This is a genomic window from Dellaglioa sp. CoH-56-MRSF-14 (assembly GCF_056782115.1).
On record NZ_JBXAYB010000002.1, the window covers coordinates 117973 to 140025 of the forward strand.

Here is a 22053-nt window from a genome sequence, read left to right on the forward strand (position 1 = left end):
TTACTTGGCTTAACAAGGAGAATTTAAATGACAGTAATCCAATGGTTCCCAGGACATATGGCAAAAGCCTTAAGATTAGTAAAGGAAAAATTAAACTTAGTAGATATCGTACTTGAATTAGTTGATGCAAGATTGCCTGAATCATCTAGAAATCCGCAACTTGAGCAATTACTTGCAACAAAACCTCATATTATGGTTTTAACAAAAAAAGATATGGCCGATCCGAACGTTACTGCACGTTGGCTACAGTACTATGAAAACAAAGGAATTCCGGCAGTTGCAGTAGATAGTCAACACGGACAACTTAACGCTATCGAGAAAAAAATTAACGTTGTTTTAAAAGATAAAATAGCGTTACGAGAAAGTAAAGGTATCCTCCAACAACGAGTTAAGGTAATGTGTATCGGAATTCCGAATGTTGGAAAATCGACGTTACTAAATCATTTGTTAAGTAAAAATGTCGCCATAACTGGAAATAGACCTGGGGTGACAAAAGCACAGCAATGGTTAAAAGCCGGAAAATCAATGTCTCTTTTAGATACACCAGGTATTTTATGGCCCAAATTTGAAGATCAAGAAATCGGTAAACGTCTTGCTTTAACAGGAGCAATAAAAGACTCTTTATATGCAAAAGATGACATTGCATTATACGGGTTAGAACATTTTAAACAAACAAATCCAAAGGCATTACAAGAGAAATATAAATTAACGGATGAACAAATGCAGTTAAGTAATGTTGATTTATTATTAGATTTAACAAAAAAAATGGGTTTCAAAGAAGATTATGATCGTGCGAGTGAGAGAATTATATTTGATATTAGACAAGGTAAACTTGGTCGTTATACCTTAGAAATCCCTCAATTGGGTGGCGAATAGTTGTGACCAAATTTACAATTTCTCAAGTAAAAGAACATTTATTGAATAATCCATCGGATAATTTTATGCAAGAAATAGCTAAAGACTCTCGCAAAGGAGTTATTAAGCTTTTAATCCAATATAATAATAGACAAAAAAAACTAGTTGAACACCAAGAATTATTTAATCGTAGGTTAGTAATAGAAAGAGACCTATGGCAGAATGGTATTCCTTACATCGCTGGTATTGATGAGGTTGGAAGAGGACCGTTAGCTGGTCCAGTTGTTAGTGCAGCAGTTATTTTACCTCATAATTTCAATCTAATTGACGTGAATGATTCGAAAAAATTATCTGCATCTATGCGTGAAGCATTATACGTTGAAATATTAGCTACAGCTGTTTCAGTTGGTATATCTGTGATAAATAATCAAACAATTGATGAAGTTAATATATATCAAGCATCAAGAATTGCTATGTTAGAAGCTGTTAATTCATTGGACGTGAAACCACAACAATTATTGATTGATGCTATGACGATTGATAGCGATATTCCGCAGGAAAGTTTCATTAAAGGCGATTCTAAAAGTGCTAGTATTGCTGCTGCTAGTATCGTTGCTAAGGTTTACCGAGATCATCTCATGAACTTTTACAATGAATTATATCCAGGATACGATTTCAATCATAATGATGGATATGGAACTAAAAAACATTTAGCAGGACTTAGCAAATTAGGAGTCACTCCAATTCATCGTCGAACATTTGAACCAATTAAATCTATTCTAAAAAAATAATGAAATAAATTGCGTACCTTATTAGTATTAATGACTAATAAGGAGAAACAATGACAATAAGAGACACTTTAATTAAACTTAGACTATGTTCTGAAATAACGTATATTGGCGAAAATAAAATTTTTGATTGGTTACAACAGAATCCAAGTTGTACTGATTTAACTCTAGATGTAATTAAATCCATTTTAAATTTAAATAGTAAAAAAATAGCTAGTTTCAGTAAAGCTTACACTAGTATTTCATTGAAAAATGAGGTTATTACCAATAAGTTACATTCAACAATTGTGACTATTATTGATGAGGACTATCCGTATCGACTAAAAGAATGCTATCGACCACCAATTGTTCTTTTTATGCGAGGAAATACGCAATTATTAAATCGACAATCACTTGCTGTTGTTGGTGCTCGGCAAAGAACTGACTACTCAATAGAAGTAATACGATTATTATTACCAAATAGTATCCAAAATGATAAGGTAATTTTAAGCGGATTAGCAGCCGGCGTTGATACCTTGGCACACCAATTTACAATAGCTAACGGAGCAGATACAATTGCTGTTATTGGGACAGGTTTAAATATTTATTATCCAAAAATTAATGAAGATTTACAAATTGAAATTAGCAAAAAGGGACTTTTATTATCTGAGTACGGACTGAATACAGGACCACAACGTAATCATTTCCCTGAAAGAAATCGAATTATTGCAGGCCTTTGTGAATGCTTATTAGTTACAGAGGCTAAACACCATAGTGGTAGTCTTATAACTGCCAATTTAGCATTGCAAGAAAATCGCACAGTACTAGCTGTACCCGGATCAATTATTAGTCCTCTTTCACTTGGGTGTAATGAACTAATAATAGCCGGTGCAATGCCGATTATTAACGGTGAACAGATACTTGCAGAGTTCTATGAAAACTAGTTACGCTTGACAAGTCTCTCTAATATGCTTTAAGATTACTAACGATTTTAAAAATGTTATTGCTTACAATATAAATACTACGAAGGAGTTCAATTATGCCAGTAACCAAAAAGAAAAAGAGAACGCCGGCAAAAAAAAATCTAGTTATTGTTGAATCACCTTCTAAGGCTAAAACAATTGAAAAATACCTAGGCAGCAACTACCATGTTGTCGCTAGTCTTGGACATATTAGAGATTTACCACGAAGTAAAATGGGAGTTGACGTTGAAAACAACTATGATCCTCATTACATTTCAATTCGTGGTAAAGGCGATGTTATTAAAAGTTTAAAAAAAGAAGCTAAAAAAGCTAAAAATGTTTATCTAGCAGCCGATCCTGATCGTGAAGGCGAGGCAATTGCATGGCATTTATCTCATATTTTAGATTTAGATATCACGGACAAAAATCGTGTTGTTTTTAATGAAATTACAAAAGATGCAGTTAAAAATGCTTTTAATGATCCTAGATCAATTGATATGAATTTAGTTGATGCACAACAAGCTCGCCGTATTTTAGATAGATTAGTTGGTTATTCAATTAGTCCTTTATTATGGGCTAAAATAAAAAAAGGCTTAAGTGCTGGTCGAGTTCAGTCTATTGCTTTGAATTTAATTATTGATAGAGAAAAAGAAATTCGTGCATTTATACCAGAGGAATACTGGACTATTGATTCTGAATTTAAAAAAGGTAAAGAGAAATTTGATGCAGCTTTTTATGGTATTAAGGGAAAGAAAAAAGCACTTCATGATAATGAAGATGTTAAAAAAGTAATGGCATTAATTGATACAAAACAAGATTTTGATATCACCGCTGTCACAAAAAAAGAACGTAAAAGATTTCCAGCTTTACCATTTACTACAAGTACAATGCAACAAGATGCTAATAGAAAATTAAACTTTCGTACAAGAAAAACGATGATGGTTGCACAACAATTATATGAAGGAATTCATCTCGGAAAACAGGGTACTGTTGGTTTAATCACTTACATGCGTACCGACTCGACTCGTGTATCTACGACTGCCAAACATGAAACTGCTCAATTTTTACACGAAAAGTATGGTGAAGATTATGCAGCTATTAAGCCACGCAAAGGTAAATTACAAGAAGGTGCACAGGACGCACATGAAGCAATTAGACCTTCCTCTGTTTTACGTACACCTGCTTCAATGAAGGATTATTTAAGTAATGATCAAATGAAGTTATATAAATTAATTTGGTCGCGATTTGTTGCCAGTCAAATGACACCAGCTGTAATGGATACAATGTCTGTATCTATTGAACAAAATGGCGTTACTTATCATACTTCTGGGTCAAAGACTAAGTTTGCAGGTTATACAAAAATTTATGAGGATAACAAAAAGACTGATAATATTTTACCGGATTTAAAAGTTGGCGATCATGTTAAGTTAGCTAAAAATCAGCCTAACCAACATTTTACTCAGCCACCTGCTAGATTCACTGAAGCAAATTTAATTAAAACACTTGAAGAAAATGGTGTTGGACGTCCATCAACGTATGCACCAACCTTGGATACTATTCAACGTCGATATTATGTGAAATTAATTGCTAAGCGTTTTGAACCAACTGAACTGGGTGAAATTGTAGATGATATGATTGAAGCTTATTTTAGTGATATTGTGAATGTTAAATTTACTGCTGAATTAGAAAAAGGTCTTGATAACATTGAAGTCGGAGACGAAAATTGGGTTAAAGTTGTTGATGATTTTTATAAACCATTTTCAAAAAATGTTGAACATGCCCAAGAAACAATTGAGAAAGTTCAAATTAAAGATGAACCAGCTGGATTTAATTGTGAAATTTGTGGGTCACCGATGGTTATTAAGATGGGCCGATATGGTAAATTTTTTGCATGTACGCGTTTTCCAGATTGTCGTAATACAAAAGCAATCGTTAAAGAAATTGGTGTAACTTGTCCATTGTGTCAGCAAGGGGAAGTAATTGAACGTAAATCTAAACGAAATCGTTTATTCTATGGTTGCTCAAGATACCCAGATTGTGAATTCGTATCATGGGATAAACCTATTGGTCGCGAATGTCCAAAATGTCAACATTATTTAATTGAGAAAAAAGTAAAAGGTGGAAAACAAGTCAAATGTAGTAATTGTGACTATGAAGAAGCGGTTCAAAAATAATTGAATCTAACTAGCAGGGGGATTATATAATGGAAAATACTAGCGTTAATGTAATCGGTGCTGGTCTTGCCGGTAGTGAAGCTGCATGGCAGATTGCCAAGCGAGGAGTTCATGTTAATTTATACGAGATGCGCCCTATCAAAATGACACCAGCGCATCATACTGAGAATTTTGCTGAACTAGTTTGTACGAATTCTTTAAGAGCTAATCAAATTACGAATGCCGTTGGTCTTTTGAAGGAAGAGATGAGACAGTTAGATTCAGTTATTATGAAGTCAGCTGACCATAATGCAATTCCGGCTGGCGGTGCGCTAGCCGTTGACCGTGATAAATTTTCTGGTGAGATAACTGATTTAGTTAAAAATCATGAAAATATTACGGTTATCAATGAAGAGTTAACTGAACTACCAAAAGGTCCAACAATTGTTGCGACAGGTCCTTTAACATCATCAGGTTTAGCAGAATCAATTAAACAATTAAATGGTAGTGAGGGACTTTATTTTTATGATGCAGCTGCACCAATTTTAGAAAAATCATCATTAAATATGGATAAAATCTACTTAAAATCACGATATGATAAAGGTGATGCTGCATACCTTAATTGTCCAATGACTAAAGAGGAATTTATAACCTTTTATAAGGCACTAATAGGGGCCGAAACTGCTGAAATGCATGATTTTGAAGATGAAAAATTTTTCGAAGGTTGTATGCCAATTGAAGAAATGGCTAGAAGAGGCGCTAAAACAATGTTATTTGGCCCTTTAAAACCAGTTGGATTAGAAGACCCTAAGACTGGTAGAACACCTTTTGCCGTTGTCCAATTGCGTCAAGACAATGCAGTCGGTGACTTATACAATATTGTTGGTTTCCAAACGCATCTTAAATGGGGCGAACAAAAGAATGTTTTCTCACTAATTCCAGGTTTAGAAAATGTTGAATTTGTTCGTTATGGTGTTATGCATCGTAATACATTTATGCGTTCTCCTGATACACTGGAACCAACATATCAGTCTAAATTTAGAAATGATTTATTTTTTGCTGGTCAAATGACAGGTGTTGAAGGCTATGTAGAAAGTGCTGCAAGTGGATTATTAGCAGGGATCAATGCCGCACATCTTGTTTTAGGAGAAGAGCTAGTCGTACTTCCTAAAACAACTGTGATGGGAGCTATGGCCCATTATATAACACATGCCAGTGGTAAACATTTTCAGCCGATGAATGCTAACTTTGGTATTATCCCTAAATTAGGCACAAAAATTCGAGATAAACAAGAAAAAAATCAAGCGGTTGCAAATCGTGCTCTAGAGCATTTAGCAATTGTTAAACCAAGTCTTTAAATATTTATGAAATATCTGATAAAATAATTGAGTTATACTTCATTGTTGTGCTACAGTAGTAGCGTTCAATGAAGTTTTTTTATACAATAAATGAGTAACATGGAGGAGTTTATTATGGCAACTGTTTCATTTCATGCAACAACAATTTGTGCCGTTAAGCATAATGGTCACTGTGCAATGGCCGGTGATGGCCAAGTCACAATGGGTGAAAAAGTTATTATGAAGGGGACTGCTAGAAAAGTTCGTCGCATATATAACGATCAAGTAGTTGTTGGTTTCGCTGGTAGCGTTGCCGACGCATTTAATCTTGAAGAACGATTTGAAAAAAAATTAAATGAATTTAGTGGTAATTTACAACGTGCAGCAGTTGAATTAGCTCAGGATTGGCGTAGTGAACAATCCTTACAAAAATTAGAAGCACTTTTGATTGTAATGAACAGTAATGAAATGTTATTAGTTTCTGGTAGTGGAGAAGTAATTGAACCTGACGATGACATTTTAGCAATCGGATCTGGCGGAAATTTTGCTTTGTCTGCTGCAAAGGCACTTAAGCATCATACAACTGATATGTCAGCTAAAGAAATTGCTGAGGCATCAATTAATATTGCCGGTGATATTGATATTTTTACTAACCATCATGTCATCTCAGAAGAATTATAGAAAGCGGGTAAATTTATGACTATAAGTGATAAAACACCAAAACAGATTGTTACAGAACTAGATCAATACGTTATCGGTCAAAATGATGCAAAAAAGGCCATTGCTGTTGCATTACGTAATAGATATCGTCGGATGCAACTTTCTGAATCAATGCAAAAAGATGTTACACCTAAAAATTTAATGATGATTGGGCCAACTGGTGTAGGTAAAACTGAAATTGCTCGTCGTTTGGCAACAATGCTTGAAGCACCATTTATTAAAGTTGAAGCAACAAAATTCACTGAAGTTGGTTACGCTGGACGTGATGTTGAATCAATGGTACGTGACTTGGTTGACGTGTCAATTAAATTAGAAGAAGATGCTCAATATGGCCGTGTTTCAGGCGCAGCTGAACGTATGGCTGATAAACGACTTGTAAAACTTCTAGTTCCAGGTATTAAAAAACAAAAAAAAGCCGAGAATGTTAATCTTATGCAAATGATGTCTCAAATTCAAAAAGGTCAAATACCTGCCGGATTAGATGCAAAAGATGAAGAGGAGGTCACTGACGACATTAGAAATGAACGACTATCTGTATCGGAACAACTAAGTCGTGGTTTATTAGAAAATAACGAAGTGACAATTAAAGTTGATGAACCTAAACAGCCTTCTGGTATGAATGGCATGATGGGACAAATGGGCATCGACTTAGGAGATACCTTAAGTGCATTAACACCAACACGCCAAGTAGAAAGAACGTTAACCGTAGCAGAAGCCCGTAAAATTTTAATTCGTGAAGAATCAAAAAAATTAGTTAATGTAGCAGATATCAATCAAGCTGCAATTGAACGTGCTGAAAACACTGGAATTATTTTTATTGATGAAATTGATAAAATTACTTCAAAATCTCAAAAAAATAGTGGTGAAGTTTCTAGAGAAGGCGTACAACGTGATATTTTACCAATTGTTGAAGGCTCTCAAATTTCAACTAAATATGGTGTTATTAATACTGATCATATCTTGTTTATTGCATCAGGTGCTTTTCATGAAAGTAAACCTAGCGATTTAATTGCTGAACTTCAAGGTCGTTTCCCAATTCGAGTTGAATTAGATGATTTGAGCCAAGCAGATTTTGTTAAAATTCTTACAGAACCTCATAATGCCTTAATTAAACAATATATTGCTTTAATTGGCACTGATAATATTAATGTGACATTTACAATTGAAGCAATTGAGAAAATATCTGAAATTGCTTACAACGTTAACCACGATACTGAAAATATTGGTGCACGCAGACTGCATACAATTCTTGAAAAATTACTTGAAGATTTACTATTTGAGGGTCCAGATATGCAAATGGGTGACATAACAATTACTGAAAGTTATGTTGAAGACAAAATTGGTAACATCGTTGCTGATAAAGATCTTAGTCGTTATATTTTATAGGATAGGGTGAACTAAAATGACAGTTGAACTTAAAAATGATTTCATCACAGTCAAAATTGCTGAACAAGGTGCTGAATTAATCAGTATTACCGGAAATGACACATCTATTGAATATATTTGGCAAGCAGATAAACAATACTGGGGTAGACATGCCCCAGTATTGTTTCCATTTGTTGGGCGTTTAAAAAATGATGAATATGCGTATGATCATAAAACATATAAAATGGGTCAACATGGCTTTGCCCGTGACATGCTTTTTACAGTGGTTTCTAAAAGTAAAACATCAGTTGTTCTGGAATTAGGTTCATCCCCAGAAACAATCTCAAAGTATCCGTTTAATTTTAGATTGAGATTACATTACATTTTAACTAATCATCAAATAAAAGTAATTTACGATGTTTATAACCCCGATGAAAATCCTTTGTTATTTTCTATCGGAGGACACCCAGCATTTAACGTACCACTTAAAAATGCTTATTTAAATCTAGAAAATTATCAAATTGAAGTGGCACCAAATGTTGAAAGACGTCAAATTCCACTAGTTGGACCTTTTAGCGATATCGAAAATGCAAAATCAGTTAAGTTCAACGAACCTATTAAGTTATCTCGCGAAACATTCAAAAATGATGCCTTAATTTACGAATTGAAACAACTAGAAACGACTATCTTACTTTCAACACCTGAAGATGATCATGGTGTTTCCGTGACATTAAATGGTGCAGATTACGTTGGTATCTGGTCGAAATATCCTGAAAATTCACCATTTGTTTGTATTGAACCATGGTGGGGAGTAGCTGATAATATTGAATCTACTGGTAATTTATCAGATAAAAGTAATATTTATACGTTAGAAAAAAATAAATCGTTCGAAGGTTCGTATGAAATCACAGTATTTTAAAAAAAAAATCGATGAAATAATCATCGATTTTTTTTATTTCGTAAATATAATCCAAGACCAAAAGGTACCATACTCTCAGTACCATTTAAAATACGTTTTATGTTGTCTCTATGTTTATAAATAACAAATATAGTCAAAATACCTGCAATACTAGTTAATAACCAATCTTGAAATAATATCGCTGTTATCGTAATACCAATAAATCCAATGACACTTGCAACACTTACCATACTCGTTAAAAGTATTAAAGAAATAAACATGGTACAAGCGATAAGAAAAAATAGCGGATTATACGGTAATAAAATACCCGCACCAGTAGCAACTGCCTTACCACCTTTAAATCCAGTAAATATTGAGAATGTATGTCCAGCTACTGCACCTACACCAATTAGTAAAGGACTAACGGTTGATGCGACCCCAAACATATAAGGGAGGCTTGCAGCTATAATTCCTTTTGATATATCCATCACTAAGACAACAGTCCCTGCTTTTGGTCCAAGAACTCGATAAGTATTAGTTGTACCAACATTACCACTACCAAAATTTCTGATATCCTTTTGATAAAAATATTTTCCAATCCAAACCCCTGATGGAATTGATCCTAAAATATAAGCGATAATCAACATTAATATGATTGTACCCATGATAATTCACTCCTTTCAGCCAGTAAATCCAATAAGTAGTATTTTAACATTCTTTTAAGAAGACACCAAAATTTTTTATAAAATAGAACATCTATTCGGATTTCTCTTTACATTTTAAAAAAGAATAGGTTATTATAGTAACGTTACTGTAGGAATACAGAGTAAGGGGCGTTTAACTGAATGACTAATCAAAATAAAACAAAATACAATGATGATTCAATTCAAGTTCTTGAAGGACTAGAAGCAGTTAGAAAACGACCTGGTATGTATATTGGGTCGACAGATGGCAAGGGATTACATCATCTTGTCTACGAGATTGTTGATAACGCAGTTGATGAAGCCTTGTCAGGATATGGTTCACAAATCGACGTTACAATCCACAGTGATAACAGTATTACTGTTGTAGATTATGGTCGTGGTATGCCTATTGGTATGCATGCATCAGGAATACCAACTGTTGAAGTTATCTTCACTGTCTTACATGCTGGTGGAAAATTTGGCCAAGGCGGATATAAAACGTCTGGTGGACTACATGGCGTTGGCGCAAGTGTCGTTAACGCATTATCTTCATCATTAACAGTTGATACCGTTCGTGATGGTATTCGTTATGAAGAAAAGTTTAAAAATGGTGGGCATCCAGTTGGGACTTTAAAAAAATTAGGTGCAACTAAACGAGCAAATGGAACAACAGTAACTTTTAAACCCGATGAAAGTATTTTTTCAACTACAATTTATAAGTATGATATTTTAGCTGAAAGATTAAAAGAGTCTGCCTTTTTATTACGTGGTGTCAAAATTGTTTTAACAGATGAAAGAACTGATAAACAAGATATCTATCATTTTGAAGAAGGTATTAAAGAATTCGTTGCTTATTTAAACGAAGACAAAGATACACTTGGCGAAGTGATGTATTTTGATGGCATTAAAGATAAAATTGAAGTAGAAGTTGCAGCACAATATAATGATGGCTACTCAGAAAACTTAATGTCCTTTGTTAATAACGTTCGGACAAAAGATGGTGGTACACATGAAGCAGGAATGAAGTCTGCTTGGACAAAAGCATTTAACGAATATGCCAGAAAATTAGGTCTTTTAAAAGATAAAGATCGTAATTTAGAAGGTAGTGATGTTCGAGAGGGCCTTTCAGGAGTCATTTCAGTGCGAATACCTGAAGAGTTATTGCAATTCGAAGGACAAACGAAGGGTAAATTAGGTACACCCGAAGCAAGATCTATCGTCGATAGCGTTCTGAGTGAAAAACTTGGGTTTTATTTGATGGAAAATGGTGAGTTTGCACAAGAACTTGTTAGAAAATCAATTAAAGCTAGAGAGGCTCGAGAAGCAGCTCGTAAGGCTCGTGATGATTCAAGAAATGGGAAAAAGAAAAAGAAAAATGATCGCTTATTATCTGGGAAATTAACACCTGCACAATCGAAAAACGCTAAGAAAAATGAGTTGTTTTTAGTCGAAGGTGATTCTGCCGGTGGTTCAGCTAAACAAGGTCGTGAACGCAAATTCCAAGCCATTCTACCTTTACGTGGTAAGGTATTGAATACTGAAAAGGCAAAATTACAAGATATTTTAAAAAATGAAGAAATTAATACAATGATTTATACAGTTGGCGCAGGTGTTGGTGCTGAATTTAAGCTCGAAGACAGTAACTACGATAAAATTATTATCATGACTGATGCTGATACTGATGGTGCGCACATCCAAACCTTATTATTGACATTTTTCTATAAATATATGCGTCCACTAATTGATGCTGGGAAAATCTATATTGCTTTACCACCTTTATATAAAATTCAAAAAGGAACGGGTAAAAAAATAGAGAGTATCTATGCTTGGACCGATGAAGAGCTTGATAAAGCAACAACAAAAATTGGACGTGGTTACAACCTACAACGATTTAAAGGTCTGGGCGAAATGAATGCAGATCAATTATGGGAAACAACTATGGATCCAATGACAAGAACTTTAGTTAGAATTCGAATTGATGATCCTGCACTTGCTGAAAAAAGAGTGACAACCTTAATGGGCGACAAGGTAGAACCTCGTCGAAATTGGATTGAAGAAAATGTTCAATTTTCACTTGAAGAGGACGGTAGTATCCTTGATAAGGTATCAAGTAAACAAGTTACTGATTTAAAAAATGAAGAAGATTTAACATTATTTGAAGATCAAACAACGACTGACTAAGGAAGGAGGATTATTAATTTGGCTATAGAAAAAGATACATCAAAAATTCAAGAGCTGACCTTAGAAGATGTTATGGGTGAACGATTTGGTCGTTATTCTAAATATATTATTCAAGAACGTGCTTTACCTGATATACGTGATGGCCTAAAACCTGTTCAACGTCGTATTTTATACGCAATGAATCAAGATGGTAACACATATGATAAAGGGTTTAGAAAATCTGCTAAATCTGTCGGAAATGTTATGGGTAATTTTCATCCTCATGGAGATAGCTCAATTTACGAAGCTATGGTCCGTATGAGTCAAAACTGGAAATTACGAACACCATTAATTGAAATGCACGGAAATAATGGGTCAATGGATGGTGATTCTCCTGCCGCAATGCGTTACACAGAAGCTCGTACAAGTAAAATTGCGACTGAAATGCTACGTGATATTGAAAAAGAAACGGTTGATTTCGTATTGAATTTTGATGATACGGAGTATGAACCAACTGTTTTACCAGCAAGATTTCCTAATTTGTTAGTAAATGGTGCAACGGGAATTTCAGCTGGGTATGCAACTGAAATTCCACCTCATAATTTAAGCGAGGTTGTTGATGCCGTTGTTTATTTAATTGGTCATCCAAATGCGACTTTAGATAAATTAATGTCATTCGTTAAGGGCCCCGATTTTCCAACCGGTGGTATTTTACAAGGACTATCCGGCATCCAGAGTGCTTATAAAACGGGGCGTGGTAAAGTAGTCGTTCGTTCTAGAACTGAGATTCAAGAACTAAAGGGTGGTAAAACACAAATTATTATTTCAGAAATTCCATACGAAGTGAATAAAGCTGTTCTTGTTAAAAAGATGGATGAAATTCGCTTATTAAAAAAAGTTGATGGGATTGCTGAAGTTCGAGATGAAAGTGATCGTGAAGGACTACAAATTGCAATTGAATTAAAACGCAACGTCAATGCACAAGGTATTTTAAATTATTTATTTAAAAATACTGATTTACAAATTTCGTATAATTTCAATATGGTTGCAATTAACCATCAACGACCTGAGTTAGTTGGCTTAAAAAAATTCTTATCTTCGTACTTAGAGTATCAATTAAGTGTTACGAAAAAAAGAACTGAATTTGATTTAAAAAAGGCTGAGTCTCGTCAACATATCGTTGAAGGGTTAATTAAAGCTTTATCAATTTTAGATAAAGTAATTAAAGCAATCCGTGCAAGTAAAGATAAAAAGAGTGCTAAATTAAGCTTAATGGATCTGTTCGATTTCACAGAAAAACAAGCTGAAGCAATTGTTTCATTACAACTGTACCGCTTGTCTAATACAGATGTGACTGCGCTTGAAAAAGAAAATGCAGAGCTTGCTGCAAAAATTATTGATTACAAAGCAATATTGGCAGATCCTAGTAAGTTATCTGATGTTGTGAAAAAAGAGCTTAAACAAGTATCTAAAGAATATGCCACACCTCGACTAACTGAAATTCAAGAACATATTGAAGACATTAAGATTGAAACAGCAGTTTTAGTAACTCCCGAAGATGTTCAAGTATTAGTTAGCCGTGATGGTTATCTCAAACGTAGCTCATTACGGTCATTTAACGCCTCAGGAGTAAATGAGAATGGTTTGAAAAACGAAGATCAAATTGTATTTAATGAATCTGTTAACACATTAGATCATCTATTTATGTTTACAAATAAGGGAAATATGATTTACCGTCCAATTCATGAAATAACTGAGGCAAAGTGGAAAGATACTGGGGAACATATTTCACAAACTATTGGATTAGATACTGATGAATATTTAATTAAAGCATTTTCTTTCAAAAAAGTGAATGTCCCTGGTAAATTTGTTTTTGCAACTAAAAATGGATTCATTAAACAAACACTGGTTTCCGACTTACAACCCGGACGAACTTATAAAGGTCATGCAAGTAAATTCATGAAATTGAAGGAAGCTAACGATGATGTTATCTTGATTTCATACTTGAAAGAAACGGATGACTCGTTATTCATTTTTAGTGCTTCACATGATGGGTATGGATTAAAGTATCCTCTCGAAGAAGTTCCTGTTGTCGGATCTAAAGCAGCTGGTGTAATCGCGATGAATCTTAAGAAGGATGATTATGTTGCCGCTACTTGTTTAGTAACTGAACATAGTCAGATTGGATTATTAACACAGCGCGGTTCATTTAAGCGTATGGCTGTATCAGAAGTGAGCTCGACAAGTAGGGCGAAACGTGGCGTTCTTGTTCTTAGAGAGCTTAAGAAGGAACCTCATAGAGTCGTTGGCATGAAACTCATTACTAAAGATGTGAATTTAAATGCCCTTACTGAAAGTGGCAATGAATTTATTATCGAACCAATGTCATATCCGCTATCTGATAGATATTCAAATGGTTCATTTGTTATTGATACAGAACAATTAGGAATACCTAATAATTTAAATGAGATTAATTAATAATTAAATTGTTAAAAAAAGGCAAATTTGTTTGCTCTTTTTTTTTATTACGCTTATTATACTAATATGACTATTAATTTCTAGAACTGAGGAGATCACGCTAATATGAAAACAAAGCAAGAAAATATATTTTCATCAAAAACGTTAACATATTTTTTACAGCTTGCAGATATAATGAATTATACGCAAGCAGCCCAAATATTAGGAATCACACAACCTGCATTAACACAGCAAATTAAAAAATTAGAAAGAACAGTTGGTGCACCACTTTTTTATTCTGTTGGTAAAAAATTACATCTTTCTGATGCTGGCTATACAATGCTAGATGCAACACACCAAATCTATGAAACATTAAATAAAGCAACGAATGAAATTCAACAATCAACAAGTGCAACACAAGGAGAAATTACTATCGGGATTTTGGCTTCAATCGAAGACGAAGTGTTTGATGATTTTGTTATCCAGTACTATAAAAATAATCCAGATATTATTGTGTCATTCCATTTACTAACGCGTAAAGAAATTTGGAGTGAACTTGAGAATAATAAAATTGATTTAGCTATTATGTATCTTCCAGATGAAAGTATTAAAAACTGGAAACCATACGAAAGTAAGAAAATCTTTACTGAAGATTTATTGTTTTTACATCATAATGAAAAGTTATCTTCTAAAAAGAAAGTTAGACTTCAAGAAACAATTGATAATGTTTGGGTCACTTATCCAAGTGATTATTATCTTGATAAAACAATTAAAACAATTTATCAAAATCAATTAGTTAACCTGCCAAAGAGTGTTGCTAGATTTACATCACCCACACAGATTTTAAAATTTGCTCGTGCAACACATGCTTATTCAGCATTACCAACTTCATTTTTAACGGCTCATCCTGAAAGCAAAGACCTTTGGACATCTCATTTTGATCCAGAAATAAAATTTGATTTGTCATTTGTCTTTAGAAAAGATAAAGATGAAATTCCTAGAAATGAACATTTTTTAAATGCATTTGATAAATTTTTAGAAGAAAAAGATTACATGACTCGACTTAAAGAAATTAACAAATAAAAAGGAGATTATAATAATGACTAAACAATTAATTTTTGGACATCAAAGTCCTGATACAGACGCAGTTGTAGCTGCTAAAGCATTCTCATATCTACAAAATAAATTAGGTTTCGATACTGAAGCCGTTACCTTAGGAACATTAAGTGAAGAAACAAAATTTGTTTTAGATTACTTTAATGAACCTGAACCAAGAATTATTGAAACAGCTAAAAATGAGGTTGAATCAGTTATGTTAGTTGATCATAATGAATCTCAACAAAGTGTTTCTGATATCGCTGATCTTGTTGTAACAGACGTTGTCGATCATCATCGTATTGCTAATTTCACAACCAATATGCCTCTTAATTTCCGCGCAGAGGCTGTCGGTTGTTCAAGTACCATCCTATGGAAAATGTTTAATGAAAACAATATTGAAATTCCTGCTAATATTGCAGGATTAATGATGTCAGCTATTATTTCTGATACATTGTTATTCAAATCACCTACAACGACTCCAGTTGATATTGAAGCAACTAAAGCACTTTCTAAAATTAGTAACACTGATTACAATGTATACGGATTAGATATGTTAAAAGCTGGAACTAATTTATCTAGCAAAACTGAAACAGAATTGATTAACGGAGATGCCAAATCTTTTGATATGGCTGGTAAAACAGTACGTGTTGCTCAAGTTAATACCGTTGATTTAGAAGAAGTTTTTAACCGTGAAGCTGCACTAGTTTCAGCGATTGAAGATGATAGTAAAGCTAATAATTATGATTTATTCTTACTATTAGTTACAAATATCCTAGACAGTGATTCAGAACTATTAGTTGTTGGAGAACCTAAAGAAATGGTTGAAAAAGCCTTCAACACAAAACTTTCTGATAACAAATTGTCATTACCTGGTGTTGTTTCAAGAAAAAAACAAGTTGTTCCTCAATTACAAGCTGTTTTTGAAGCTTAATAAAAAATCTTAAAAGTTTAGACTTTATCTCTAAGCTTTTTTATTTTAAGGAGAATTTAGGATGCTACCTGAAGAACAAATTCAAGCAGTTAAAATATATACGCAAAATAAATTAGCGTCAGATACTTCTGGACATGACTTTGCTCATATTGAACGAGTCGTTACAAATTCAAAAACGATTGCCTCAGAAATTCATAATATCAATTATTTAATAATTGTTCTTAGTAGTTATTTACATGACGTAATTGATGATAAAGTAGTCGATAATGTTAAAGAAGAAGTAACTAATTTAACAAATTTTTTAACATCTATTGATTTAACTTCACTTCAAATTAATGATATTTTAATAATTATTAAATCAATTTCTTTTAAAAACCAATTGAACGATAATACTATTAACTTGCCCGAAGAAGCAAAAGTTGTTCAAGATGCTGATCGATTAGATGCAATTGGTGCTGTCGGTATTGCTAGAACTTTTTATTACGGTGGACATGTTGGCAGTAAAATATATGATCCACATCGTGGTCCAAGAAGAAATATGACCCCAGAAGAATACAGGAATATTGAGAATCAAACGGTCATTAACCATTTCTACGAAAAGTTATTGACACTTACAGAAACAATGAACACTGAACCAGGAAAACGAATGGCTAAAAATAGACATCAAATTATGTTAGATTTCCTTGAGAATTTCAAATCTGAATGGGAAGGAAAGTCATAAAATAAAAACGATTAACTCAATATCGAGTTAATCGTTTTTATTTTATAATTTATTAATAGCATTCCGTTGTTCTTCATCAATCATATGGGTATATAACGCAGTTGCACTTGTCGAACTCTGACCCAATTGTGTTGCTACAAGTTGTTCATTCTTCGTCTCTAGGTACAATTTAGAAGCGAGTGTATGGCGTAGTTTATGCGGCGTAACACGGACTTTAAATGCAGATGAGTACTTGGCTACCAATTTTTCAATTGTACCACTCTCAATGCGTTTTCCAATTCCACGATATGATGAACAAAATAGGGCTTTTTCCATTTTATCTACTTTATAGTTCATTGTACGCACTTCAATATATTTAACAAGATAGGGGATTACCCACGGTGCAATTGGCACAGTATCCTTCTTGCCACCTTTTCGAATGACGGTAATATTATTTGTTTTTAAATTTAAATCAGGTAGGTCACTATTTGCAACTTCTGAAACCCGTAAACCACTACCTAGCATTAAAGCGTTAATAGCAATATCGCGATCTTTATCCCGTTTGAAAAAGGAAAGACCTTTAGGCTTTAACAAATCGGCATATTTTTGATCAATAAAGTTAATATAATCACGATCTTCAGTTCCAAGCATTAATTTATCTTTAATATTTGCTGCACGTGTAGCAAACGTTTCGTTATCTTTTACGACAGTAATTTTTTTCATCACATTACGATAAAAATATGGCTCTCCATCTTCTTTTTCCGTTTCTTCAGAAAGATACCTGAACAATGAAGAAATCGCTGTTAGAGAACGATTTACAGTGCTCCTAGAGAGTTGTGTGTTGCTATTTGCATTATTTGATTTACTTCTAGAAAGTAGGGAGGATTTATATAGTTCCATATCTTCCTTTTTTAAATGTTCTAAAACACTAATATCGATTGTCTTAATTGATTTTTCGTTAACAATACCTTCTGCCAGTAACCAATCAAAAAAACGTCTAAACTCTGTTAAATATTGATATAACGTTGCATTGGATAGGGGGATTGTAGATTTAGATTGATAGTATTCCTGCGCATACCAAGGTTGGTACTGTAATTCATTCTCAATTAATTCTAAATATTTTTCTTTTCTCAAAAATACACCTCATTATAACGGATAGTTTAATACGTAGAGAATAACACATTAAAGAGTTACAATTCAACTTTAATGAAAGTTGAACGCAAAATGTTCTTATATCAAACAGTATGATACATATTATTTAAAATTAGTGTTTATTCACAAAATAACTAATATATTTAATACTTTAGATTTTAAGTAATCCTTATATAGCTAATACCATAATTTGGCAAATTATGGTCGTCATGCTTGATATGTATCTACAAATATTAGTGTTAATTATATAATTTATTGGAGAATAATAATTGTAAATATATTTTATGATGAACAAATTATATTTACATAAAATAAAATGAGCGAGATACAAATACAAAACGAATGATAATTTAAATAGACTTGTTTAAAATCAGTAAGATATTGCGCTACTAAACTTTCATTAAATTGTGTGTTTTAACTAAAGTTGGATAGTGTTAATATGATAAGTCTCAATTTACCACTCATTTGATGCTTTTAAACTTTATCTATTAACTTAAAATTATTTTCTCCGACATACTATTATCTAGTCACAGTTACATCTTAATTATTATTTGAAAACAAAAAACTAACAACCGATTAAACCGGTTGTTAGTTTTAATAACTCTTAAGCTTGATCAAAGTCTTTAATCCACGCTAATGCTAATGCTTTTTCACCTAAATGTGTCCCAATGACTGGTCCAAAGTAACTGATATCAAATGTCATATCAGGATATTTCTTCTTCATTTTAGTCTGCCACTTAATTGCTGACGTTTCATCATTTGCATGAATAATAAGTCCACGTAAAGGATAATCAACAGATGCACGATGCTCTTCAAATAAATCTTCTACACGCTTAATTGCCTTCTTAGTTGATCTAATCTTTTCAAATGCAACAATTTTATTTGAAACACTATCAAATGTTAAAATTGGCTTAATTTTAAGAACACTTCCAATAAAGGCTGAAGCATTAGACAAACGACCGCCTCGTACAAGATTTTGCAAATCATCAACAATGAAATATTCACCTAACGTTGTCTTCAAATCATCTAATCGGGCAATGATATCATCGATAGAGGCATCTTCTTTAGCCATTTTAGCAGCTTCCAAAGCTAAATATCCCATTAACATAACTGTGATACCAGAATCATACGGTATCACACGAGTTGACTCAATTGTTGGTGCTATATTTTTTAAATTATCAATAAATCCTGAAATTGTATTTGTTAAATGAATACTTAAAATAATATCATAGCCTTCGCTACCTAATTTATCATATAAGTTAATCATTTCCCCAACAGAAGGCTGTGAGGTACTTGGAAAGGATGCAGATGTCTTTAATTTTTCATAGAATCCTTCAGTTGTAATATCAACGCCTTCATTATAAATTTTATTGTCAATAATGACTGGGATAGGAATTATAGTAATATTGTTCTCTTCAATCTGATCTTTAGATAGGTACGAAGTACTATCTGTTACAATTGCTATTTTCATTAATTAAACACCTCATTTTATGACGGTTTAAACGTCAGTCCTCGTTAGACTTTTGTCTAAGCGATTTAATAATATTCTTAATAAATTTTGTTCATCTTCTGGCCACTTTTCAAAAATAGTTGCTTCAAGTTCAGTAAAACCTTTATCAACTGCTTTTGACGACTCAACGCCGATTTCAGTCATTGTATAAATCAATTGGCGTTTATCGTCACCGATACTATGCTTATCAAGCATTTCTTTTTCAACTAAGCGTTTTAATTGTCGACTTAGTGTTGAGATATCTAGATCTGTTTCTACGGCCAATTTTTCCTGTGTGTTAAATTTAGCACTTATTTTCTTTAATAACTGCCACTCAGATATTGTTAATTGATTTTTTTTAGTTAAACGTTGTAAAATCACTTTATACTGTTTATCAATTGATAGTAAGTTTTCAAGACTTGTTTTCATTTTGTTGACCCCTTAAATTCGATATACCTTGCATTATACAATATATAGACTAAAAATGGCAAGAAAACTATTCAATAATGATTCTTTGCGATTTATCGTTTAAAACGTTACACTTGTAGTTATTAAACATATTTTATAGAAAGTGAGTTGATTAAATGTCATTTGATGGCGTTTTTACTCATGCAATGATTAGTGAACTAAGAACCAAACTAATCGGTGGTCGGGTCTCAAAAATATCACAACCCTACCCTAATGAGGTTATTATTACAATTCGTGCAAATAGAAAGAATCAACCCTTACTATTATCTGCACATTCAAGTTATGCTCGTGCACAAATTACAAATATTCCCTATTCAAATCCTAAAACACCAACTAATTTTACTATGATGCTTCGTAAATATTTAGAGAGCGGTCAACTTGTAGCAATTGATCAGATTGCTAATGATCGTATTATTAATTTTTCATTTTTAACTAGAAATGAACTTGGTGATGAACAACCTCTAATTTTAAGTTTAGAAATGATGGGACGTTATAGTAATTGTCTACTAATTAATCCAACTAATGATAAGGTTTTGGATACCATTAAACATATTAGTTCAGACCAAAATCGATATCGTATGCTAATACCTGGTGCAACCTATCGTCAGCCACCAGCTCAAGATAAATTAAATCCATTTACAGATACAACTGATACATTTAAAAAACTTTTATCCGAGTTTCCAAATAAGGAAGTCCTAGCGAAGGAACTTCAAAATAGCTATCAAGGTCTCGCTGGTCAATCTAGTTTAGATCTTGCAACTGCACTTCATACTAATGTTGAAGACCCTAGTGTCAGCTGGTCAACTTTCTTCACACAATTTGATACACCGACACCAACTATTTTATCTGGCAAACGTCTTGATTTTTCGGCCATTCCAAATAAAGAAATTGGTACTGGTCAAGAATTCGATTCATTAAGCGAAATGCTGGATACTTACTATCTCGATAAAGCAAATAAAGACCGCGTTCAACAACAAGGTAGCCATTTAATCCGCGTTGTTAAAAATGAGCTCAAAAAGAACCGTGGTAAACAAAAAAAATTAGAAAAAACTTTAAAAAATACTGAAACAGCGGATCAATTACGGGTCCAAGGTGAATTATTAACTACTTATCTTCACTTAGTTAAACAAGGAATGACAGAAGTTTCATTACCTAATTTCTATGATAATGAAAAAGAAATGACCATTCAATTATCCAATCAAATTTCACCTTCAAAAAATGCACAAAAATATTTTAAAAAATATCAAAAACAAAAGAATGCAGTTATATTTGTTAATGAGCAACTTCTCCTAAATAAAAAAGAAATTGCTTACTTAGAAGAAATTCAATCAGAAATCGAGTTAGCTGAACCTAAAGACTTACCAGATATTAAGGTTGAATTACAACAACAAGGTTTATTAAAAGAACAAAAATTGAATAAAAATAAAAAAGCAATTAAAATTAAAATAAGTAAACCAGATGAATATTATGCAACAGATGGAACCCTTATCTCTGTTGGTAAGAATAATCTTCAAAATGATCAACTAACCATGAAGACAGCCAATAAATCTGACATCTGGCTACATGCTAAAAACATTCCTGGTTCCCATGTAATTATTCACAGTTCTAATCCTAGTGATGAAACAGTCACAGAAGCGGCTAACTTAGCTGCTTATTTCTCAAAATATCGTCAATCAGCATCTGTTCCAGTAGATTATATCCAAGTTAAACGGATTAAAAAGCCCAATGGCTCAAAGCCAGGTTTTGTTGTCTACGAAGGTCAAAACTCAACCTTTATTACACCAGACTTACAAAAAATTATGGCTATGCGTCGTAAATAAAAAGTTTCAACTAAGAAATTATTCTTAGTTGAAACTTT

Annotated in this window: 18 protein-coding genes; 14 read left to right on the forward strand and 4 right to left on the reverse strand. The window is 33.0% G+C overall.

The genetic code is table 11. From position 1 onward, the window contains the following. Nucleotides 1-27 precede the first annotated feature (27 nt). The 8 genes from ylqF (at nt 28) to AC1RPX_RS02415 (ending at nt 9078) form a co-directional block, all read left to right on the forward strand. Nucleotides 28-876: a ribosome biogenesis GTPase YlqF gene (gene ylqF / locus AC1RPX_RS02380; protein ID WP_481761330.1), complete on the forward strand. Its 849-nt coding sequence runs from the start codon at nt 28-30 to the stop codon at nt 874-876. 2 nt (nt 877-878) lie between these two features. After that, a complete protein-coding gene (locus AC1RPX_RS02385) occupies nt 879-1646 on the forward strand; it encodes a ribonuclease HII (protein ID WP_481761329.1) in 768 nt (255 codons plus the stop codon). A 50-nt stretch (nt 1647-1696) separates the two neighbouring features. Next, nucleotides 1697-2566 (forward strand): DNA-processing protein DprA, encoded by an 870-nt coding sequence (gene dprA, locus AC1RPX_RS02390; RefSeq protein WP_481761328.1) that lies wholly within the window; start codon nt 1697-1699, stop codon nt 2564-2566. Nucleotides 2567-2661: 95 nt separating this feature from the next. Beyond that, entirely contained in the window at nt 2662-4758 is a 2097-nt protein-coding gene (gene topA / locus AC1RPX_RS02395; RefSeq protein WP_481761327.1) for a type I DNA topoisomerase, read from the forward strand. A 29-nt stretch (nt 4759-4787) separates the two neighbouring features. Beyond that, nucleotides 4788-6095, forward strand: a complete 1308-nt coding sequence (gene trmFO / locus AC1RPX_RS02400; RefSeq protein WP_481761326.1) for an FADH(2)-oxidizing methylenetetrahydrofolate--tRNA-(uracil(54)-C(5))-methyltransferase TrmFO — start codon at nt 4788-4790, stop codon at nt 6093-6095. Between the two features lie 114 nt (nt 6096-6209). After that, nucleotides 6210-6755 (forward strand): HslVU peptidase proteolytic subunit, encoded by a 546-nt coding sequence (gene hslV, locus AC1RPX_RS02405; protein WP_409022532.1) that lies wholly within the window; start codon nt 6210-6212, stop codon nt 6753-6755. Nucleotides 6756-6770: 15 nt separating this feature from the next. After that, nucleotides 6771-8180 (forward strand): ATP-dependent protease ATPase subunit HslU, encoded by a 1410-nt coding sequence (gene hslU / locus AC1RPX_RS02410; protein WP_409022533.1) that lies wholly within the window; start codon nt 6771-6773, stop codon nt 8178-8180. Between the two features lie 16 nt (nt 8181-8196). Further along, nucleotides 8197-9078, forward strand: a complete 882-nt coding sequence (locus AC1RPX_RS02415) for an aldose 1-epimerase family protein (protein WP_481761325.1) — start codon at nt 8197-8199, stop codon at nt 9076-9078. Between the two features lie 20 nt (nt 9079-9098). On the opposite strand, the gene plsY is transcribed toward AC1RPX_RS02415, so the two are convergent. Next, nucleotides 9099-9722 (reverse strand): glycerol-3-phosphate 1-O-acyltransferase PlsY, encoded by a 624-nt coding sequence (gene plsY, locus AC1RPX_RS02420; RefSeq protein WP_481761324.1) that lies wholly within the window; start codon nt 9720-9722, stop codon nt 9099-9101. Nucleotides 9723-9902: 180 nt separating this feature from the next. Between plsY and parE the strand changes: the two genes are divergently transcribed. The 5 genes from parE (at nt 9903) to AC1RPX_RS02445 (ending at nt 17107) form a co-directional block, all read left to right on the forward strand. Beyond that, on the forward strand, nt 9903-11921 hold the full coding sequence (gene parE / locus AC1RPX_RS02425; protein ID WP_481761323.1) for a DNA topoisomerase IV subunit B: 2019 nt from the start codon (nt 9903-9905) through the stop codon (nt 11919-11921). 24 nt (nt 11922-11945) lie between these two features. Further along, nucleotides 11946-14378, forward strand: coding sequence for a DNA topoisomerase IV subunit A (gene parC / locus AC1RPX_RS02430; protein WP_481761409.1), 2433 nt, complete (start codon nt 11946-11948; stop codon nt 14376-14378). Nucleotides 14379-14483: 105 nt separating this feature from the next. After that, nucleotides 14484-15440 (forward strand): LysR family transcriptional regulator, encoded by a 957-nt coding sequence (locus AC1RPX_RS02435; RefSeq protein WP_481761322.1) that lies wholly within the window; start codon nt 14484-14486, stop codon nt 15438-15440. A 16-nt stretch (nt 15441-15456) separates the two neighbouring features. After that, entirely contained in the window at nt 15457-16386 is a 930-nt protein-coding gene (locus tag AC1RPX_RS02440) for a manganese-dependent inorganic pyrophosphatase (RefSeq protein WP_481761321.1), read from the forward strand. 61 nt (nt 16387-16447) lie between these two features. Continuing rightward, nucleotides 16448-17107 carry an HD domain-containing protein gene (locus AC1RPX_RS02445; RefSeq protein ID WP_481761319.1) on the forward strand — a complete coding sequence of 220 codons (660 nt, stop codon included), beginning with the start codon at nt 16448-16450 and terminating at the stop codon, nt 17105-17107. A gap of 42 nt (nt 17108-17149) precedes the next feature. On the opposite strand, the gene xerS is transcribed toward AC1RPX_RS02445, so the two are convergent. From xerS to AC1RPX_RS02460, 3 genes are all read right to left on the reverse strand, one after another. Next, nucleotides 17150-18220: a tyrosine recombinase XerS gene (gene xerS / locus AC1RPX_RS02450; RefSeq protein ID WP_409022540.1), complete on the reverse strand. Its 1071-nt coding sequence runs from the start codon at nt 18218-18220 to the stop codon at nt 17150-17152. A 622-nt stretch (nt 18221-18842) separates the two neighbouring features. Beyond that, nucleotides 18843-19709 (reverse strand): DegV family protein, encoded by an 867-nt coding sequence (locus tag AC1RPX_RS02455; protein WP_481761318.1) that lies wholly within the window; start codon nt 19707-19709, stop codon nt 18843-18845. Nucleotides 19710-19736: 27 nt separating this feature from the next. Further along, nucleotides 19737-20156 (reverse strand): MarR family winged helix-turn-helix transcriptional regulator, encoded by a 420-nt coding sequence (locus tag AC1RPX_RS02460; RefSeq protein ID WP_481761317.1) that lies wholly within the window; start codon nt 20154-20156, stop codon nt 19737-19739. Between the two features lie 155 nt (nt 20157-20311). Between AC1RPX_RS02460 and AC1RPX_RS02465 the strand changes: the two genes are divergently transcribed. Continuing rightward, nucleotides 20312-22015, forward strand: coding sequence for an NFACT RNA binding domain-containing protein (locus AC1RPX_RS02465; RefSeq protein ID WP_481761316.1), 1704 nt, complete (start codon nt 20312-20314; stop codon nt 22013-22015). Nucleotides 22016-22053 lie beyond the last annotated feature (38 nt).